Here is a 15,924-nt window from a genome sequence, read left to right as displayed (position 1 = left end):
CTGCAAAATGAGCAGCTTTATCGGAGATTTACATGAACAATACCGACCATCCTCCCAGTTGCTGGGTGAGTAAGATTAAGGGAGCGAAATAACCCGCTTCGGTATTGGCGATCTCCGCCTTACCTGAGTGGTAAGGCATCTTTTCTATTTTTCCTTCTGTTATTTCCTTCAACTGATTCTGAACAGACAGTGCAATTGCATTGATGTCTTCACGCATCTTGATTTTGTTATATAGAAAGCAAGTGCGCGAACAACCTTTTGCGTGCGTTGTCGATGGTCGTTACCAATGCCAATCGGGAGATTCGCCATGACGGTAATGAACAGCACTTTTATTGAAACAACACCAAACTTCTCAGAGGTTGAAATTGGTGCCGCTCGTAATGCATTTCTGCAATATGAGCAGGAGCAACAGCTACACTTATTGACCGTAATGCCTATCGACGAAGCCGTCGGTATTTTACAGCACTGCTCGGTTGGTTATGTGAACAGCCTAATTGCTCAACTAGAACAAGCAGGGTATGACAAACGAGCGAGACATTATGCGCACCAGCTAGGGCTGCATATGTCAGAGGTTGATACACCGGACGGTTATTTATCGACGAGTGTTATCGAGCATGTGAAGCAGCGTATTGGCTGGATCATTGCCCTTGCATTACTTGGTATTGTCTCTGGACTTATCATCGCTCAATACGAGGACACACTAAGCCAATTGGTTTTGCTGGCTGTATACATGCCTGTGATTGCTGCTGCTGGTGGTAATACAGGAACGCAGGCGGCTACGTTAGTTATCCGAGCTCTTGCAACTGGAGAGCTTAAGAAGCGTCAATGGCTTGCAGTGCTTTGGAAAGAAAGCCGCGTCGCTTTATGTATCGCGTTTACGATTTCTATCGTGATGATTGGCAGAATTATGCTGTTTAGCGGTAATCAATCAACGGGCGGTTTTGAGCTTGAAACCATCGCATTTGCTATTGCAGTCGCTCTGTTTATTCAGGTGACGATTTCGACGACATTAGGTGGGCTACTGCCTATTATTGCTCGAGCATTTAAACTGGACCCTGCCGTTCTGGTGAGCCCAGTTTTAGCATCAATTGTTGATATCTCAGGTATGTGGATTTACTTTACCGTTGTTAACTACTTCTTAGGTATTGCCTGACTGAAGCTGATAATGTCTTGATAGAAGAGTTTTTCAAAACGCGTAATAGGGGCGACGACAGGTTTGTTATCGTCCCTTTTTTCTGGGAAATAATCCGATACAAACTGAACAAACACAGTGTTTGGTTTACCATTCTTATCTAACCCATACCCCGCCATATTGTAAGTCCCGTATAACGAGCCACTCTTTGCTATCAACTGCCCTTTGATCGGTGCTTTACGCATACTTTTTCGGTACTGCAAAGTCCCAGACTCACCTGACTTTGGCATAATGGCGATTAGGTTGAGTTCCTTCTCATGCTGCCAAATGTAACGCAGGATTGCTGCCATAGAGGTCGCTGAGATTCGGTTGTTACGTGATAAGCCAGAGCCATCTTCTAGTCTTGCATTACGGATATCGACCCCAGTATTGGCAAAAATAATTTGCTTGATCGCTTCTGTACCATTGGCGAAGCTTCCCGCCTGGACAAAAAACTTCGCTCCCAATGTTTTGGTAAGTGTATCGGCAATAAGGTTATCAGAGCGTTTAAGCATTTTATCCAACAATTGAGGTAAAGGCTTCGATTTATGTATCGCGAGCAATTTACGCTGCTTTTCTGGAGGCGTGCCGATACGGATATTGCCTTTCAAGCTGATTCCAACTTGTTTAAGCAACTTCTCTAATTTTTTGCTGGTGTAACTTTCTGGGTCTTGTACGGCAAATTTAAGAGGTAACGGTTTGTCCCCTCGGTCAACGAGGCAGCCGTTAAGTTCATAATGGTTGTCGGGCTTAGCAATTAGGTCTAAATCGCAATGACGGCTCTTTTGAACGCTTCTAGACACGGTTTTTACACTAGTGCTGACATTAATTGGTTGATGCTCAGGAACATAAACCCGCGTTGAACCGTTTTTCTTGGTGTAGATGGAAGCTTGAACACAGTTGTCATTTAGAGTGATCGCCGATGCTGGCGCACTATAACAAACCCCTAGAATGTCCCACGGCCAACCGACCGCACGGTTGTATCCAGTAAAGGCACTATTATCGAGCCATAGGTCGCCTTTGATTTGCGTTAAACCGTTTTTCTTTGCGCGAGTCAGTAGATTTTTGAGATCGCCAGTCAACAACGTTGGATCACCAGAAAAATGAATGACGGCGTCCGAGCTAGAGCTTTCTAGGGTAGTGCGAAAAGCAAAGTTGTTTCCCAGTTCAAGTTTCGCAGCCAAAGCGGTGACGACTTTTAGCGTGCTAGCTGGCGGGAAATATTGGTCGGTTGGATTAATACCGGTTAGCTCACTTTGGTCGTTGAGTTTTTCAGCAATCAAGCTGACACGGGAGCCTTCTGGCAAAACCTCTTGATGAGGATAAGCCATAGATGTGAGTGGGGCGAGACTAGAAAAAAGTAATAAAGACCAAGGTAAGCGCATAGTGACAGTTCGTGAGGTTAGTTATGCAATTGAGTATATACCGAAAAATCGCAGAATTCTGGATATAAAAAATGCCCGCATAGTGCGAGCATTTTATCTTCAAGTCTTAAGACTGAATTAGAAGTCGTAACGTAGGCCTAGAGCTAGCTCGTCTTCTGCGTCAGCTTTAGTCGCTTTGTGGTTAGCGAATTCAGTTGAACCCATTTTATCGCCAGCATCAATTAGGTTGAAGTTGTACGATACGTAACCACGGAAGTTAGGCTTGAAGTAGTAAGACGCGTCGATAGCGAAGTTGTTCGCTGAAGTATCGCCGTTTGTCTCTGCGTTGTTGTACGTAGAAGTGAACACAGTTTGACCTAGAGTGTAAGCACCCGCTAGTTCGTAACCTGTGTAGTCTACAGTGTTTTTGAAGTCAGCTTCTTTTTCGCCGTCAGTGAATACACCAGCGAAGTATAGATCGCTCATAGTGTAAGAAGCAGCAAGCATGTATTCGTTAGCGTCAGCTTGATCTGCGTAACCAGCACCTAGGTCAAGACCAGTGTCACCTAGAGTGTAGATTGCAGATAGAGAGTAGCCATCTTCGCCGTTGTCTTTGTATGCGCCGTTTTCTTCTACACGGTCAGCAAAACGGTAGCTAGCTTTAACAGCTAGGTTTTCGAATTGACCTTTGTAAGAGAACATGTTGTCTGAACGGTCAGCCGCAGCTAGTTTGTCAGCAGCTGTGTTACCAGCGTAAGCCATGATATCTGTGAAGTCAGTGATAACGCCTAGCGCACCGTCGTTTTTACCGTAAGTAACTTCACCGAAAGCACCGCCTAGACCAGCGTATGCGTAACGAGTGTCTAGATTGCTGTTGCCGTCTACGCCGCCTTCTTCAGCTGTAGTGAACTCACCTTCCCAGAAACCAACGCCGTATAGGTTGTCGTTGATTGCTTGAGTACCAAGGAAGTTTAGACGGATGCGAGAGTTATCCGCTACGTCGCCATCTTTCATAGATAGACGTGCTTCAGCACGGCCGCCCATTTCTAGAGAAGTGCCGTCTTGGTTGTAAAGTTCAGCTGCGTTAACGCCAGTTGCCATAGCTGCTGCAGATACAGAAAGAGCAATTAGAGTCTTTTTCATCTTATTTGTCCTAGTTAGCTGTCCATAATCATTGTTTTATGGGGGAGAGGTTATCTCTCACAAGCTGTTGTTGTGCGTATAGTTTCACTCGTGAGAATCGCCCACATTCGAAAAAGCTATGACGTAACAGCTTGCCGGACATGTTTTACTGCTAAAGTTTCCTTATGAGTTAGTAAAATGATATAAATCCAACTAATGAACGGTGTTCAATTGTTTGGGTTTTTAGTGTAAGTTATTGTATTTAAATGGTTAGGTTGGGGCTAACATTGGTCTGACATTGATTTGTTTTTATCTTTTTTGATGTTTTTAGTGTAATGAACAGTGTTGTTTTCCAATAAACTGCGATGATGGTTAAATCTAAAAACAATTCATGACGAGGTATTTCTTTCGCTGTCACGCTGTGAAATCGAATTAGGGTGATTTCATATCGGAGTTTGTTTAAACTAACTGAAACAAATCTTCGAACGCACTACCTAGCCATTTGGTTGGGTGGGCTTTTTTTGTCCAAAGACACCTTTGGCCTTGAGGTTATATAATGGAAAAAGTTCCAATGACAATGCGTGGCGAACAATTGCTACGCACAGAACTCGATCGTCTACTAAAGCTTCGCCCACAGATTTCAGAAGCAATCGCAGAAGCACGCGAACTTGGTGACTTGAAGGAAAATGCAGAATACCACGCGGCTCGAGAAGAGCAGGGTATCTGTGAAGCACAAATCCGTGACATCGAATACAAACTGTCTGTGGCTCAGGTTATCGACGTAACCAAGATGGACAACACAGGCAAAGTGATTTTTGGTTCAACAGTGACTTTGATCGATTGCGATACAGAAGAAGAAAAAACTTACCAAATTGTTGGTGATGACGAAGCTGATATTAAATCGGGTCGAATCTCTGTTAGTTCTCCAATTGCTCGTGGTTTGATTGGTAAGATGGAAGGCGACGAAGTCGTTATTCAAACCCCAGGTGGTGCGAAAGACTTCGAAATCGATAGCGTAGAATACGTGTAATCACTCGATATGTCTTATCGTTAGATGCAAAAAAGGTCGCCATTGGCGACCTTTTCTTCTTCCATAGGGTAAGTTGAGATTACTTACGAGGAATTTCGATTTTACGCTCTTCAGATTGGCGGTATAGCACAAGTACTTTACCAATAGTCTGAACTTTTTCAGCGCCCGTCTCACGTACGATAGCGTCGATGATTAGCTGTTTTGTCTCACGGTCTTCTGATGCAACTTTCACTTTGATCAGTTCGTGATGGTTTAGAGCGATTTCAATTTCTGCTAGCACGGCTTCTGTAAGTCCATTTGCGCCCATTAGCACAACAGGTTTTAAACTGTGAGCCAGGCCTTTAAGGTGCTGCTTTTGTTTGGTGCTTAGGTTCATTACGCGGCCAATTTTCTTTAAAATAAGGGTTGAAAAAAGCTATTTTAACGCCATCTATTGCTGAAGACTATAATTTATTGAGCAATAGGTTGAGCCTATTAGAACAATAGCTCCTATTTACGCCTTGTTGGGATTAAAATGAGTAAACAAAAACATTCGGCTAGTTCTGGTCGTTGGTTGAAAGAACACTTTGATGATAAATACGCTAACGAAGCTCGTAAAAAAGGCTATCGTTCTCGTGCTTACTTCAAAATTGATGAGATCCAAACGAAAGATAAATTGTTGAAACCTGGTATGACTGTCGTCGATTTAGGCGCGGCTCCGGGGGGCTGGTCTCAATATGCTGCTAAGATATTAGGTGACGAAGGACAAATCATTGCGTGTGACTTATTACCGATGGATCCAATCGCTGGTGTAAGCTTCTTACAAGGTGACTTTCGTGACGATGCGGTATTAGAAGCGTTGTTGGAAAGAATCCAACCTTCGATGGTAGACGTAGTAATGTCTGATATGGCGCCTAATATTGCAGGCAACAACTCAGTAGATCAGCCGCGAGCTATGTATTTAGTTGAATTGGCTTTAGATATGTGTCGACAAGTTCTAGCACCTAATGGTAGCTTTGTCGTAAAGGTTTTCCAGGGTGAAGGCTTCGACGAGTACGTTAAAGAAGTCCGAAACATGTTTAAAGCCGTAAAAATCAGAAAACCAGACTCATCGCGAGCTCGCTCACGAGAAGTCTTCGTTGTAGCCACTGGTTACAAAGGTTAACTATTTCGCTCGTTTAGAGCATGGTTAACACTATAGCTACAGCTAATAAACTGTAGTACCCTACCTTTAATTACAATTAGTTATCGAGAGGCTGACACCTTGAGTGACATGGCAAAAAATTTAATTCTGTGGCTTGTTATCGCTGTCGTGTTGATGTCGGTATTCCAGAGCTTTGGCCCTGGAGAGAGCAACGGCAGAACCGTGGACTACACCACGTTTGTACAGGAAGTTGGCCAAGGCCAGATTCAAGAAGCAACTTTTAAAGACGGTGAGATTAGTTTCGTTCGTCGTGGCGGTGGTGCCAAAATGGTCACCTACATGCCAGTGTATGATCAGAAGCTTCTAGATGACCTAATCAACCAAAATGTGAAAGTACAAGGTACGCCTCCTGAAGAGCAGAGCTTACTTGGTACTATCTTTATTTCTTGGTTCCCAATGATCTTACTGATTGGTGTGTGGATTTTCTTCATGCGTCAAATGCAAGGCGGCGGCGGTAAAGGCGCAATGTCCTTCGGTAAGAGTAAAGCTCGTATGATGAGCGAAGAACAAATCAAGACAACTTTTGCTGACGTCGCAGGCTGTGATGAAGCAAAAGAAGATGTTAAAGAACTGGTGGACTATCTGCGTGACCCAAGCCGTTTCCAGAAGCTGGGCGGTAAGATTCCAACGGGTGTTCTAATGGTTGGTCCTCCGGGTACTGGTAAAACGCTACTAGCGAAAGCCATTGCAGGTGAGGCAAAAGTACCATTCTTTACTATCTCAGGTTCTGACTTCGTAGAAATGTTTGTTGGTGTTGGTGCATCTCGTGTGCGTGACATGTTCGAACAAGCGAAGAAAGCGGCACCTTGTATCATCTTTATTGATGAGATCGATGCGGTAGGTCGTCAGCGTGGTGCTGGTGTTGGTGGTGGTCACGATGAACGTGAGCAAACACTTAACCAAATGCTAGTAGAAATGGATGGTTTCGAAGGTAACGAAGGTATCATCGTTATCGCTGCGACTAACCGTCCAGATGTATTGGACCCAGCGTTGCTACGTCCAGGCCGTTTTGACCGTCAAGTTGTGGTTGGTCTACCTGATGTACGTGGTCGTGAACAGATCCTTAAAGTACACATGCGTAAAGTACCTCTTGCTGGCGATGTAGAGCCTTCTCTCATTGCACGTGGTACGCCTGGTTTCTCTGGTGCTGATCTTGCTAACTTGGTCAACGAAGCTGCACTGTTTGCTGCTCGTGGCAACAAACGCAATGTATCTATGGTTGAGTTTGAACTAGCAAAAGACAAAATCATGATGGGTGCAGAGCGTCGTTCAATGGTGATGTCTGAAGAGACAAAAGAGTCAACGGCTTACCACGAAGCTGGTCACGCTATTGTTGGTCGTCTCGTGCCTGAACATGATCCAGTGTATAAAGTATCTATCATTCCACGCGGACGTGCGCTTGGTGTGACAATGTACTTACCAGAGCAAGACCGCGTAAGCATGAACCGTCAACATCTTGAGTCGATGATTTCTAGTTTGTATGGTGGTCGACTGGCTGAAGAGCTTATTTACGGCAAAGAGAAAGTATCAACTGGTGCATCCAACGATATTGAACGTGCAACAGATATTGCTCGTAAGATGGTGACACAGTGGGGCTTCTCTGAAAAATTAGGTCCGCTTCTTTATGCAGAAGACGAAGGTGAAGTATTCCTTGGCCGTAGTGTGACGCAGACTAAACACATGTCTGATGATACAGCGAAGCTTATCGATGACGAAGTCCGTAAGATCATCGACCGCAACTACGATCGTGCGAAGCAAATTTTGGAAGATAACATGGACATCATGCATGCGATGAAAGACGCGCTAATGAAGTATGAAACCATTGATGCTGGCCAAATTGACGACCTGATGGAACGTAAAGAAGATATTCGTGAGCCTGCTGGTTGGGGGGATAAACCTACTAATAAACCAGAAGACGACGATAAGCCTCAAGCGAAGCCTGAAGTAAAAGCGGAAGAGAAGTCTGTTGAGCCTACTAAACCAGTAGAGCAATCAACGACTCAAGAAGCGACTTCAAGCGAAGTGCCAGAAAAGAAAGACTCTGAATAAAGAGTAGTCTTTGATAATAAACCCCGAGTTAAGCTCGGGGTTTTTGTTTATGTTGTAATTATTAAAGCTATGATCATTAAAGCAAATAATAAATCCCTCAACCTATCCCATCCTCACGTGATGGCGATTCTCAATGTCACGCCGGATTCATTCTCTGATGGTGGCAAGTTTAATAATCTTGATTCTGCTTTGATCCAAGCTGAGAAAATGATTAAGGCTGGAGTGAGCATTATTGACATCGGTGGCGAATCAACACGTCCCGGAGCGCCAGACGTTACATTAGAAGAAGAGTTGCAACGTGTTATTCCTGTGATCAAAGCTATCCGTGAAAAGCACGATGTTTGGATTTCTGTTGATACCAGTAAAGCTGAAGTGATGCGTCAAGCGATTGAGGCTGGTGCAGATCTCATTAATGATGTTCGCGCCCTTCAAGAGCCGGGTGCGTTAGAGGTGGCTGCTGCATCAAACTTACCAATCTGTTTGATGCACATGAAAGGGCAACCTCGAACCATGCAAGCCAACCCTCACTATGATGATTTGATGAGTGATGTGGCTGAATTTCTGCATGAACGTATTACCACGTGCGAATCGGTAGGGATCGAAAAGTCACAACTTATTCTTGATCCTGGTTTTGGTTTTGGCAAAACCATAGAACACAATTATCATATGCTTGCTCATCTCGACAAGTTTCATGAGTTTGGTTTACCTATATTGGCAGGGCTTTCGCGTAAGTCCATGATTTTTAAATTATTGGATAAGCCAGCGAGCGAGTGTGCTAACGCAAGCGTTGTCTGTGCGACTTTGGCAGCGATGAAAGGTGCACAGATCATTCGAGTTCATGATTTTGAAGAAACCATTGAAGCAATGAAAATTGTCGAGATGACGAAAAATAATATCTAAAAGAATTAAGGAAAGTTTTATGTCTGATAAAAGACGTTACTTTGGTACCGACGGTGTGCGCGGGAAAGTAGGACAATACCCAATTACCCCTGATTTCGTACTTAAGCTTGGCTGGGCTGCTGGTCGTGTACTAGCAAAACAAGGTACTAAGAAAGTGATCATCGGTAAAGATACGCGTATTTCTGGTTATATGCTTGAATCTGCACTGGAAGCCGGCCTTGCTGCTGCGGGGTTAAAAGCGACCTTTACTGGTCCGATGCCAACACCGGCGGTGGCATACCTAACGCAAACCTTCCGCGCGGAAGCGGGGATTGTTATTTCTGCTTCACACAACCCTTATTACGACAACGGTATCAAGTTCTTCTCGTCTGAAGGTACTAAATTACCAGATGATATCGAGCTTGCTATTGAAGCTGAGTTAGATAAAGACATCGAGTGTGTCGAGTCTGCTGAGCTAGGTAAAGCGACACGTCTAAATGATGCTGCTGGTCGTTACATTGAATTTTGTAAGAGCACATTCCCATCGGAGCTTAGCCTAGCAAGTCTTAAGATTGTCGTTGACTGTGCACACGGTGCGACTTACCACATCGCTCCTAACGTATTTAAAGAGTTAGGTGCAGAAGTGATCGCAATGGGTGTAGAGCCAAACGGCACGAACATCAACGCTGAAGTTGGCGCGACTGACGTTCGTGCTTTACAAAAGCGCGTTGTAGAAGAGCAAGCTCATCTCGGCTTGGCGTTCGATGGTGACGGTGACCGTATTATCATGGTTGACCATCTAGGCAACAAGATTGACGGTGACCAAATCGCTTACATCATCGCACGTGATGCTCTGCGTCGTGGTGAGCTAAAAGGTGGTGTCGTTGGTACGCTAATGACAAACCTAGGCATGGAAAATGGTTTGAAACAATTAGGCATTCCATTTGTGCGTGCAGCAGTGGGTGACCGTTATGTCATGGAACAGCTACTTGCTAAAGGCTGGAAAATTGGCGCGGAAAATTCAGGCCACGTTATCTTGCTAGACAAAGTAACTACGGGTGATGCTATCGTAGCAGCACTGCAAGTGATTGCGTCTGTAGTTGGCAGTGATATGTCGTTGCACGATTTGTCGCAAGGTATGACACTTTACCCTCAAGTGCTTGAGAATGTTCGTTTTGCTGGTGATAACAATCCACTTGAAGAGCAAGCCGTACTAGACTCTGTAGCGGCGGTTGAAGCGGAGTTAGGCGATAAGGGTCGTGTGTTGCTTCGTAAGTCAGGCACCGAGCCATTGATCCGTGTTATGGTGGAAGGTGAGGATGCAGAGCTCGTTCAAAGCTCTGCGCTTAAGATTGCGGAAGCTGTAAAAGCGAGTTGTTAATCATTGCTTTAATGCCTTTTGCGAGAGAAAAGGGCAACTTTTGCCCTTTTTTTGAGCGCTTAATGCGTTAGTGCTGATTTTTTGCTAATTTTCCCTTGTCAGCGTTACTGGCTTTCGCTAGTATTGCTCCGCCTCCCGTTAGGAGGTCGCTAGCCTTGTTCTAAAATGAAAGTGTTATTTTTGAACGGCGCTGGCTCAACAATTTGGAACATAGGTGGAAAAAATGTTTTCAGTTCTACTTGTGATTTACCTGTTGGCGGCGCTTGGTGTGATTGGCCTTGTGTTGATTCAACAAGGTAAAGGCGCAGATATGGGAGCCTCGTTCGGTGCAGGTGCTTCAAACACAGTGTTTGGCGCAAGCGGCTCAGGTAATTTCTTAACCCGAACAACTGCTATTTTAGCAACCGTATTTTTTATCATTAGCTTGCTACTTGGTCGTATGTCTACGCACAAGACTGAGTCACAATGGGTAGACCCAACGTTAGGTCAACCAGTTGTAGAACAAGTTAAAGATGCAGCGAGTGAAGTTCCAGCACCTACTGGTGATGAGATTCCTCAATAAGCTGTAAAAGTTTATGCGCCGAGATGGTGAAATTGGTAGACACGCTAGCATGAGGTGCTAGTGCCTTTGGTGTGAGGGTTCGAGTCCCTCTCTCGGCACCATGAATTTACAAACTTGTAAATCACTTGTTTGAGGGTATAATGCTCAGCAAGTCGGACGCGGGGTGGAGCAGCTTGGTAGCTCGTCGGGCTCATAACCCGAAGGTCGTCGGTTCAAATCCGGCCCCCGCAACCAATCTCTTCTTTCATTGGAAAGAATGATGCGATTGGCAAGTTTGCACAGTGCTAACCACACTGTGAGTTAAGAAAAGCATTTTTGGCTATTCTTAACGTATCAGGGTCCAGCAGCATAAAACCCCGACTTTCGGGGTTTTTTGTTATCTGAGTTTTTATAATCTCTCAGATACTGCTTGGTTTTTTGATTGGGCTCTGAGCCCTTTTTTTGTTTCTGGAGTGGTTAAAATGACTGGTTTAGAAAGACAACTTACTGAAATGCTTGAAGCTCCAGTAGAGGCATCAGGCTACGAGTTGGTTGGATTAGAATTTATTCGTGCGGGTGCGCACTCAACGTTACGTATTTACATCGACCATGAAAATGGCATCAATGTAGATGCCTGTGCAGAAGTTAGCCATCAGGTAAGTGCAGTATTAGACGTTGAAGATCCAATTTCTGTTGCTTACAGCCTAGAAGTTTCTTCTCCAGGCTTAGAAAGACCACTTTTCAAAGCAGCACATTACGAGCAATTTATTGGTCACGAGGTCAGCATCGTATTGAAAATGGCTGTTGCCAACCGCCGCAAGTGGGTAGGTACTATCCACAGCGTTGATGGTGAGACAATAGCGGTTACTGTTGAAGGGCAACAAGAAGAGTTTGCTCTAAGTAACATTTCAAAAGCTAACCTGATCCCTAAATTTTAGTTCCCTAAAAAAGTTTAAGCTTAGAGGCTAAATACAATGAGTAAAGAAATTTTAGCGGTAGCAGAAGCGGTATCGAATGAAAAAGCGGTACCTCGTGAGCGTATCTTTGAAGCTCTTGAGATTGCTCTAGCAACTTCTACTAAGAAAAAGTACGAGATCGAAATCGACGTACGTGTTGCTATTGACCGTAAAACGGGCGAATTCGAAACATTTCGTCGTTGGTTGATCGTAGAAGATGTTGAAAATCCAACAAAAGAAATCTCACTAGAAGCTGCACAGTATGAAGATCCAGAACTTCAACTAGGCGACTTTGTTGAAGATGATATCCCTTCAGTTACTTTTGACCGTATTACGACACAAACGGCTAAGCAAGTTATCGTACAGAAAGTACGTGAAGCTGAGCGTGCACAAATCGTTGAACAGTTCATTGACAACGAAGGTGACCTTATCACTGGCGTTGTTAAGAAAGTAAACCGTGAAACTGTCGTAATGGACCTTGGTAACAACGCTGAAGCGGTAATCCTACGTGATGACCAACTTCCTCGTGAAAACTTCCGTCCAGGTGACCGTGTTCGTGGTCTTCTGTACAAAGTAGCTCCAGAAGCTCGTGGTTTCCAACTGTTCATCACGCGTTCTAAGCCTGAAATGCTGGCAGAACTATTCCGTGTTGAAGTGCCTGAGATCGCTGAAGAGATCATCGAGCTTAAAGGTGCGGCACGTGATCCTGGTTCTCGCGCTAAGATCGCGGTTAAAACAAACGATAAACGCATTGACCCAGTGGGCGCTTGTGTTGGTATGCGTGGTGCACGTGTACAAGCAGTATCTGGCGAACTTGGTGGTGAGCGTATCGATATCGTTCTTTGGGATGATAACCCAGCACAGTTTGTTATCAACGCAATGGCGCCAGCTGACGTAGCATCAATCATTGTTGATGAAGATGCACACTCAATGGACATCGCAGTTGAAGCAGATAACCTAGCTCAAGCTATCGGTCGTGCAGGTCAGAACGTTCGTCTAGCGTCTCAACTAACTGGTTGGGAACTGAATGTAATGACTGTTGCAGATCTTCAGAAAAAACACGCTGAAGAATCTCAAGCATCAATCGAGAACTTCATGAAGTACCTAGACATTGAAGAAGACTTCGCTCAACTGCTTGTTGAAGAAGGTTTCTCAACGCTAGAAGAAATCGCATACGTACCAGTTAACGAACTGCTTGACGTAGACGGTCTTAACGAAGAACTTGTTGAAGAACTACGTAGCCGTGCTAAAGACGCACTAACCACTATCGCACTAGCACAAGAAGAGTCATTTGAAGGTCTTGAGCCAGCTGAAGACCTACTAGGTCTTGAAGGTCTAGAGCGTGAAATGGCGTTCAAACTAGCAGCGAAAGGTGTTGCAACACTAGAAGATCTAGCCGACCAGGGTATCGACGATTTAGAAGGTATTGAAGGCCTGACAGAAGAACGCGCAGGTGAGCTTATCATGGCTGCACGTAACATCTGTTGGTTCGGCGAAGAAGCATAATATCAGCAAGGAGGAAGCGGCATGACACAATTAACAGTTAAAGCTCTGAGTGAAGAGATTGGTACTCCAGTCGACCGCTTAATGGAACAACTTGCTGACGCTGGCATGAACAAAGCGAGTTCTGACCATGTATCGGATGAAGAGAAGCAAAAGCTTCTCTCTCACCTGAAGAAAGAGCACGGCGATACGTCGGGCGAATCTGAACCTACTAGACTGACGCTTCAGCGTAAGACTCGCAGCACACTAAGTGTTGCAGCAGGTGGCGGCAAAAGTAAGGATGTTCAAGTAGAAGTGCGTAAGAAGCGCACGTATGTGAAGCGCAGCACTATCGAAGACGATGCAAAACGTGAGGCTGAGGAAGCAGCAAAGCGTGAAGCTGAAGAGCTTGCGAAGCGTGAGGCAGAAGAACAAGCCAAACGTGAAGCTGCAGAGAAAGCACAGCGCGAAGCCGAAGAGAAAGTGAAACGTGAAGCGGATGCAAAACGTGACGCTGAAGAAAAGGCAAAACGCGCACAAGCTGAAAAGGCTAAGAAAGACATGAATGCAAAAAATGCGGATGTTAATACGCAAGCGAAGAAAGAAGCTGACGAGCTAAAGCGTCGTCAGGAAGAAGAAGCCCAACGTAAAGCTGAGCAAGAAGCAGCTAAGCTTGTTGAAGAAGCTCGTAAACTTGCAGAAGAAAACGAAGCTCGTTGGTCTGAAGAAGAGTCTAAGAAGAAAGAACTTGAAAACTCTGACTACCACGTAACCACTTCTACGTACGCTCGTGAAGCTGAAGATGCAGCTGACCGTAAAGAAGAAGGCGGTGCTCGTCGTAAGAAGAAGAAACCAGCTAGAGAAGAGCAGTCACGTGGTGGTCGTAACCAACGTGGTGGTAAGGGCCGTAACAAAGGCAAACTTGCTAAGCCAACTTCAATGCAACACGGTTTCGATAAGTCTGCGACTGTAGCAAAACAAGACGTAGTAATTGGCGAAACAATCGTTCTTTCTGAACTTGCTAACAAGATGTCGGTTAAAGCGACAGAAGTTATCAAAGTGATGATGAAGATGGGCGCTATGGCGACTATCAACCAAGTGATCGACCAAGAAACAGCACAACTTGTTGCTGAAGAAATGGGTCACAAGGTCGTTCTTCGTAAAGAGAACGAACTGGAAGAAGCAGTACTATCTGATCGCGACACTAACGCAGAAGCAGTACCTCGCGCTCCAGTTGTAACTATCATGGGTCACGTTGACCACGGTAAAACGTCAACACTTGACTACATCCGTCGTACACACGTTGCTTCAGGCGAAGCGGGTGGTATCACACAGCACATCGGTGCTTACCACGTTGAAACTGACAACGGTATGATCACGTTCCTTGATACTCCTGGACACGCAGCGTTTACTGCAATGCGTGCTCGTGGTGCTCAAGCGACAGATATCGTTGTTCTTGTTGTAGCAGCAGACGATGGCGTAATGCCACAAACAGTTGAAGCGATTCAGCACGCGAAAGCGGCTGGTGTTCCTCTGATTGTTGCTGTGAACAAGATCGATAAAGAAGACGCGAACCCAGATAACGTTAAGAATGAGCTAGCTCAATACGACGTAATCCCTGAGGAGTGGGGCGGTGAGAACATGTTTGTTCACATCTCTGCTAAACAGGGTACAAATATCGATGGTCTTCTAGAAGCTATCCTTCTTCAGTCTGAAGTTCTTGAACTTACGGCTGTAGCTGAAGGCATGGCGTCTGGTGTTGTTGTTGAATCTCGCCTAGATAAAGGTCGTGGTCCAGTTGCAACCGTACTTGTTCAATCAGGTACGCTAAACAAAGGCGATATCGTTCTTTGTGGCCAAGAATACGGTCGTGTTCGTGCAATGCGTGACGAACTAGGTCAAGAAATCACTCAAGCTGGTCCATCTATCCCTGTAGAGATCCTAGGTCTTTCAGGCGTACCATCTTCAGGTGATGAAGCAACAGTAGTACGTGACGAGCGTAAAGCACGTGAAGTAGCAAACTACCGTGCTGGTAAGTTCCGTGAAGTGAAACTTGCTCGTCAGCAGAAATCTAAACTAGAGAACATGTTCTCTAACATGACTGCTGGTGAAGTTGCTGAACTAAACGTAGTACTAAAAGCAGACGTACAAGGTTCTGTAGAAGCGATTGCAGACTCACTACTGAAACTGTCTACTGACGAAGTGAAAGTGAACATCGTTGGTTCTGGTGTTGGTGGTATTACTGAAACTGATGCAGTACTTGCAGAAGCTTCTAACGCAATCATCCTTGGCTTTAACGTTCGTGCTGATGCTTCTGCTCGTCGTGCGATTGAAGCAGCAAGCGTTGATCTACGTTACTACTCAATCATTTACCAATTGATTGACGAAGTTAAACAAGCAATGGGCGGTATGCTTGCTCCAGAATTCAAGCAAGAAATCATTGGTCTTGCTGAAGTACGTGACGTATTTAAGTCACCGAAACTGGGTGCAATCGCTGGTTGTATGGTTACTGAAGGTCTGATCAAGCGTAACAACCCAATCCGCGTACTACGCGATAACGTTGTTATCTACGAAGGTGAACTAGAATCACTTCGTCGCTTTAAAGATGACGTTCAAGAAGTTAAAAATGGTTACGAGTGTGGTATCGGCGTTAAGAACTACAACGACGTTCGCGTAGGCGACCAGATCGAAGTATTCGAAATCGTTGAAATCAAACGTACTCTAGACTAATTGACTAAAATTACTAAACGTCTGAAAGACAAATAG

At 44.9% G+C, this 15,924-nt stretch carries 14 protein-coding genes and 2 tRNA genes; 12 read left to right on the top strand and 4 right to left on the bottom strand.

The window, feature by feature from the left end; genetic code table 11:
• Positions 1-28: 28 nt before the first annotated feature.
• Positions 29-217, bottom strand: coding sequence for a hypothetical protein (locus L1076_RS08770; protein WP_237303514.1), 189 nt, complete (start codon positions 215-217; stop codon positions 29-31).
• A gap of 90 nt (positions 218-307) precedes the next feature.
• Here L1076_RS08770 and L1076_RS08765 point away from each other — a divergent pair, with 90 nt between their 5' ends.
• Positions 308-1,153: a magnesium transporter gene (locus L1076_RS08765; RefSeq protein WP_054756404.1), complete on the top strand. Its 846-nt coding sequence runs from the start codon at positions 308-310 to the stop codon at positions 1,151-1,153.
• Here L1076_RS08765 and dacB read toward each other — a convergent pair.
• Together dacB and L1076_RS08755 are read right to left on the bottom strand one after the other, a co-directional pair.
• Entirely contained in the window at positions 1,132-2,556 is a 1,425-nt protein-coding gene (dacB, locus tag L1076_RS08760; RefSeq protein ID WP_054756406.1) for a serine-type D-Ala-D-Ala carboxypeptidase, read from the bottom strand. The genes L1076_RS08765 and dacB overlap by 22 nt on opposite strands.
• A gap of 117 nt (positions 2,557-2,673) precedes the next feature.
• The gene (locus L1076_RS08755; protein WP_038865862.1) at positions 2,674-3,678 is read right to left on the bottom strand and encodes a porin; all 1,005 of its coding nucleotides are present in this window, start codon (positions 3,676-3,678) and stop codon (positions 2,674-2,676) included.
• Positions 3,679-4,213: 535 nt separating this feature from the next.
• Here L1076_RS08755 and greA point away from each other — a divergent pair.
• A complete protein-coding gene (gene greA / locus L1076_RS08750; RefSeq protein ID WP_038865864.1) occupies positions 4,214-4,687 on the top strand; it encodes a transcription elongation factor GreA in 474 nt (157 codons plus the stop codon).
• Positions 4,688-4,766: 79 nt separating this feature from the next.
• Here the strand turns inward: greA and yhbY are convergent, their stop codons facing one another.
• Entirely contained in the window at positions 4,767-5,063 is a 297-nt protein-coding gene (gene yhbY, locus L1076_RS08745) for a ribosome assembly RNA-binding protein YhbY (RefSeq protein ID WP_005380066.1), read from the bottom strand.
• Between the two features lie 138 nt (positions 5,064-5,201).
• Here yhbY and rlmE point away from each other — a divergent pair, with 138 nt between their 5' ends.
• From rlmE to infB, 10 genes are all read left to right on the top strand, one after another.
• Positions 5,202-5,831, top strand: a complete 630-nt coding sequence (gene rlmE / locus L1076_RS08740) for a 23S rRNA (uridine(2552)-2'-O)-methyltransferase RlmE (RefSeq protein WP_038878958.1) — start codon at positions 5,202-5,204, stop codon at positions 5,829-5,831.
• Positions 5,832-5,939: 108 nt separating this feature from the next.
• Positions 5,940-7,919 (top strand): ATP-dependent zinc metalloprotease FtsH, encoded by a 1,980-nt coding sequence (gene ftsH, locus L1076_RS08735; RefSeq protein WP_038865868.1) that lies wholly within the window; start codon positions 5,940-5,942, stop codon positions 7,917-7,919.
• A gap of 69 nt (positions 7,920-7,988) precedes the next feature.
• The gene (gene folP / locus L1076_RS08730; RefSeq protein WP_038865870.1) at positions 7,989-8,819 is read left to right on the top strand and encodes a dihydropteroate synthase; all 831 of its coding nucleotides are present in this window, start codon (positions 7,989-7,991) and stop codon (positions 8,817-8,819) included.
• Between the two features lie 19 nt (positions 8,820-8,838).
• A complete protein-coding gene (gene glmM, locus L1076_RS08725; protein WP_045420981.1) occupies positions 8,839-10,179 on the top strand; it encodes a phosphoglucosamine mutase in 1,341 nt (446 codons plus the stop codon).
• Between the two features lie 223 nt (positions 10,180-10,402).
• Positions 10,403-10,741 carry a preprotein translocase subunit SecG gene (gene secG / locus L1076_RS08720; RefSeq protein ID WP_010649836.1) on the top strand — a complete coding sequence of 113 codons (339 nt, stop codon included), beginning with the start codon at positions 10,403-10,405 and terminating at the stop codon, positions 10,739-10,741.
• 17 nt (positions 10,742-10,758) lie between these two features.
• A tRNA-Leu gene (locus tag L1076_RS08715) sits at positions 10,759-10,842 on the top strand.
• A gap of 56 nt (positions 10,843-10,898) precedes the next feature.
• A tRNA-Met gene (locus L1076_RS08710) sits at positions 10,899-10,975 on the top strand.
• 227 nt (positions 10,976-11,202) lie between these two features.
• Entirely contained in the window at positions 11,203-11,658 is a 456-nt protein-coding gene (gene rimP, locus L1076_RS08705) for a ribosome maturation factor RimP (RefSeq protein WP_054756408.1), read from the top strand.
• 36 nt (positions 11,659-11,694) lie between these two features.
• Positions 11,695-13,182, top strand: coding sequence for a transcription termination factor NusA (gene nusA, locus L1076_RS08700; protein ID WP_038865878.1), 1,488 nt, complete (start codon positions 11,695-11,697; stop codon positions 13,180-13,182).
• A gap of 21 nt (positions 13,183-13,203) precedes the next feature.
• Positions 13,204-15,888 (top strand): translation initiation factor IF-2, encoded by a 2,685-nt coding sequence (infB, locus tag L1076_RS08695; RefSeq protein ID WP_038865880.1) that lies wholly within the window; start codon positions 13,204-13,206, stop codon positions 15,886-15,888.
• The last annotated feature ends 36 nt before the right edge of the window (positions 15,889-15,924 follow it).

The sequence above is a fragment of the Vibrio sp. MMG023 genome, from assembly GCF_021654215.1.
In the GTDB taxonomy this organism is placed as follows: domain Bacteria; phylum Pseudomonadota; class Gammaproteobacteria; order Enterobacterales; family Vibrionaceae; genus Vibrio; species Vibrio jasicida.
The sequence above is the reverse complement of the archived record's forward strand: the minus strand, read 5'-3'. Positions and strand labels throughout refer to the sequence as shown.

Coding starts and splice junctions, on each gene's coding strand:
- L1076_RS08770 (WP_237303514.1), bottom strand. CDS start 217: ATGCGTGAAGACATCAATGCAATTGCACTGTCTGTTCAGAATCAGTTG.
- L1076_RS08765 (WP_054756404.1), top strand. CDS start 308: ATGACGGTAATGAACAGCACTTTTATTGAAACAACACCAAACTTCTCA.
- dacB (WP_054756406.1), bottom strand. CDS start 2,556: ATGCGCTTACCTTGGTCTTTATTACTTTTTTCTAGTCTCGCCCCACTC.
- L1076_RS08755 (WP_038865862.1), bottom strand. CDS start 3,678: ATGAAAAAGACTCTAATTGCTCTTTCTGTATCTGCAGCAGCTATGGCA.
- greA (WP_038865864.1), top strand. CDS start 4,214: ATGGAAAAAGTTCCAATGACAATGCGTGGCGAACAATTGCTACGCACA.
- yhbY (WP_005380066.1), bottom strand. CDS start 5,063: ATGAACCTAAGCACCAAACAAAAGCAGCACCTTAAAGGCCTGGCTCAC.
- rlmE (WP_038878958.1), top strand. CDS start 5,202: ATGAGTAAACAAAAACATTCGGCTAGTTCTGGTCGTTGGTTGAAAGAA.
- ftsH (WP_038865868.1), top strand. CDS start 5,940: ATGGCAAAAAATTTAATTCTGTGGCTTGTTATCGCTGTCGTGTTGATG.
- folP (WP_038865870.1), top strand. CDS start 7,989: ATGATCATTAAAGCAAATAATAAATCCCTCAACCTATCCCATCCTCAC.
- glmM (WP_045420981.1), top strand. CDS start 8,839: ATGTCTGATAAAAGACGTTACTTTGGTACCGACGGTGTGCGCGGGAAA.
- secG (WP_010649836.1), top strand. CDS start 10,403: ATGTTTTCAGTTCTACTTGTGATTTACCTGTTGGCGGCGCTTGGTGTG.
- rimP (WP_054756408.1), top strand. CDS start 11,203: ATGACTGGTTTAGAAAGACAACTTACTGAAATGCTTGAAGCTCCAGTA.
- nusA (WP_038865878.1), top strand. CDS start 11,695: ATGAGTAAAGAAATTTTAGCGGTAGCAGAAGCGGTATCGAATGAAAAA.
- infB (WP_038865880.1), top strand. CDS start 13,204: ATGACACAATTAACAGTTAAAGCTCTGAGTGAAGAGATTGGTACTCCA.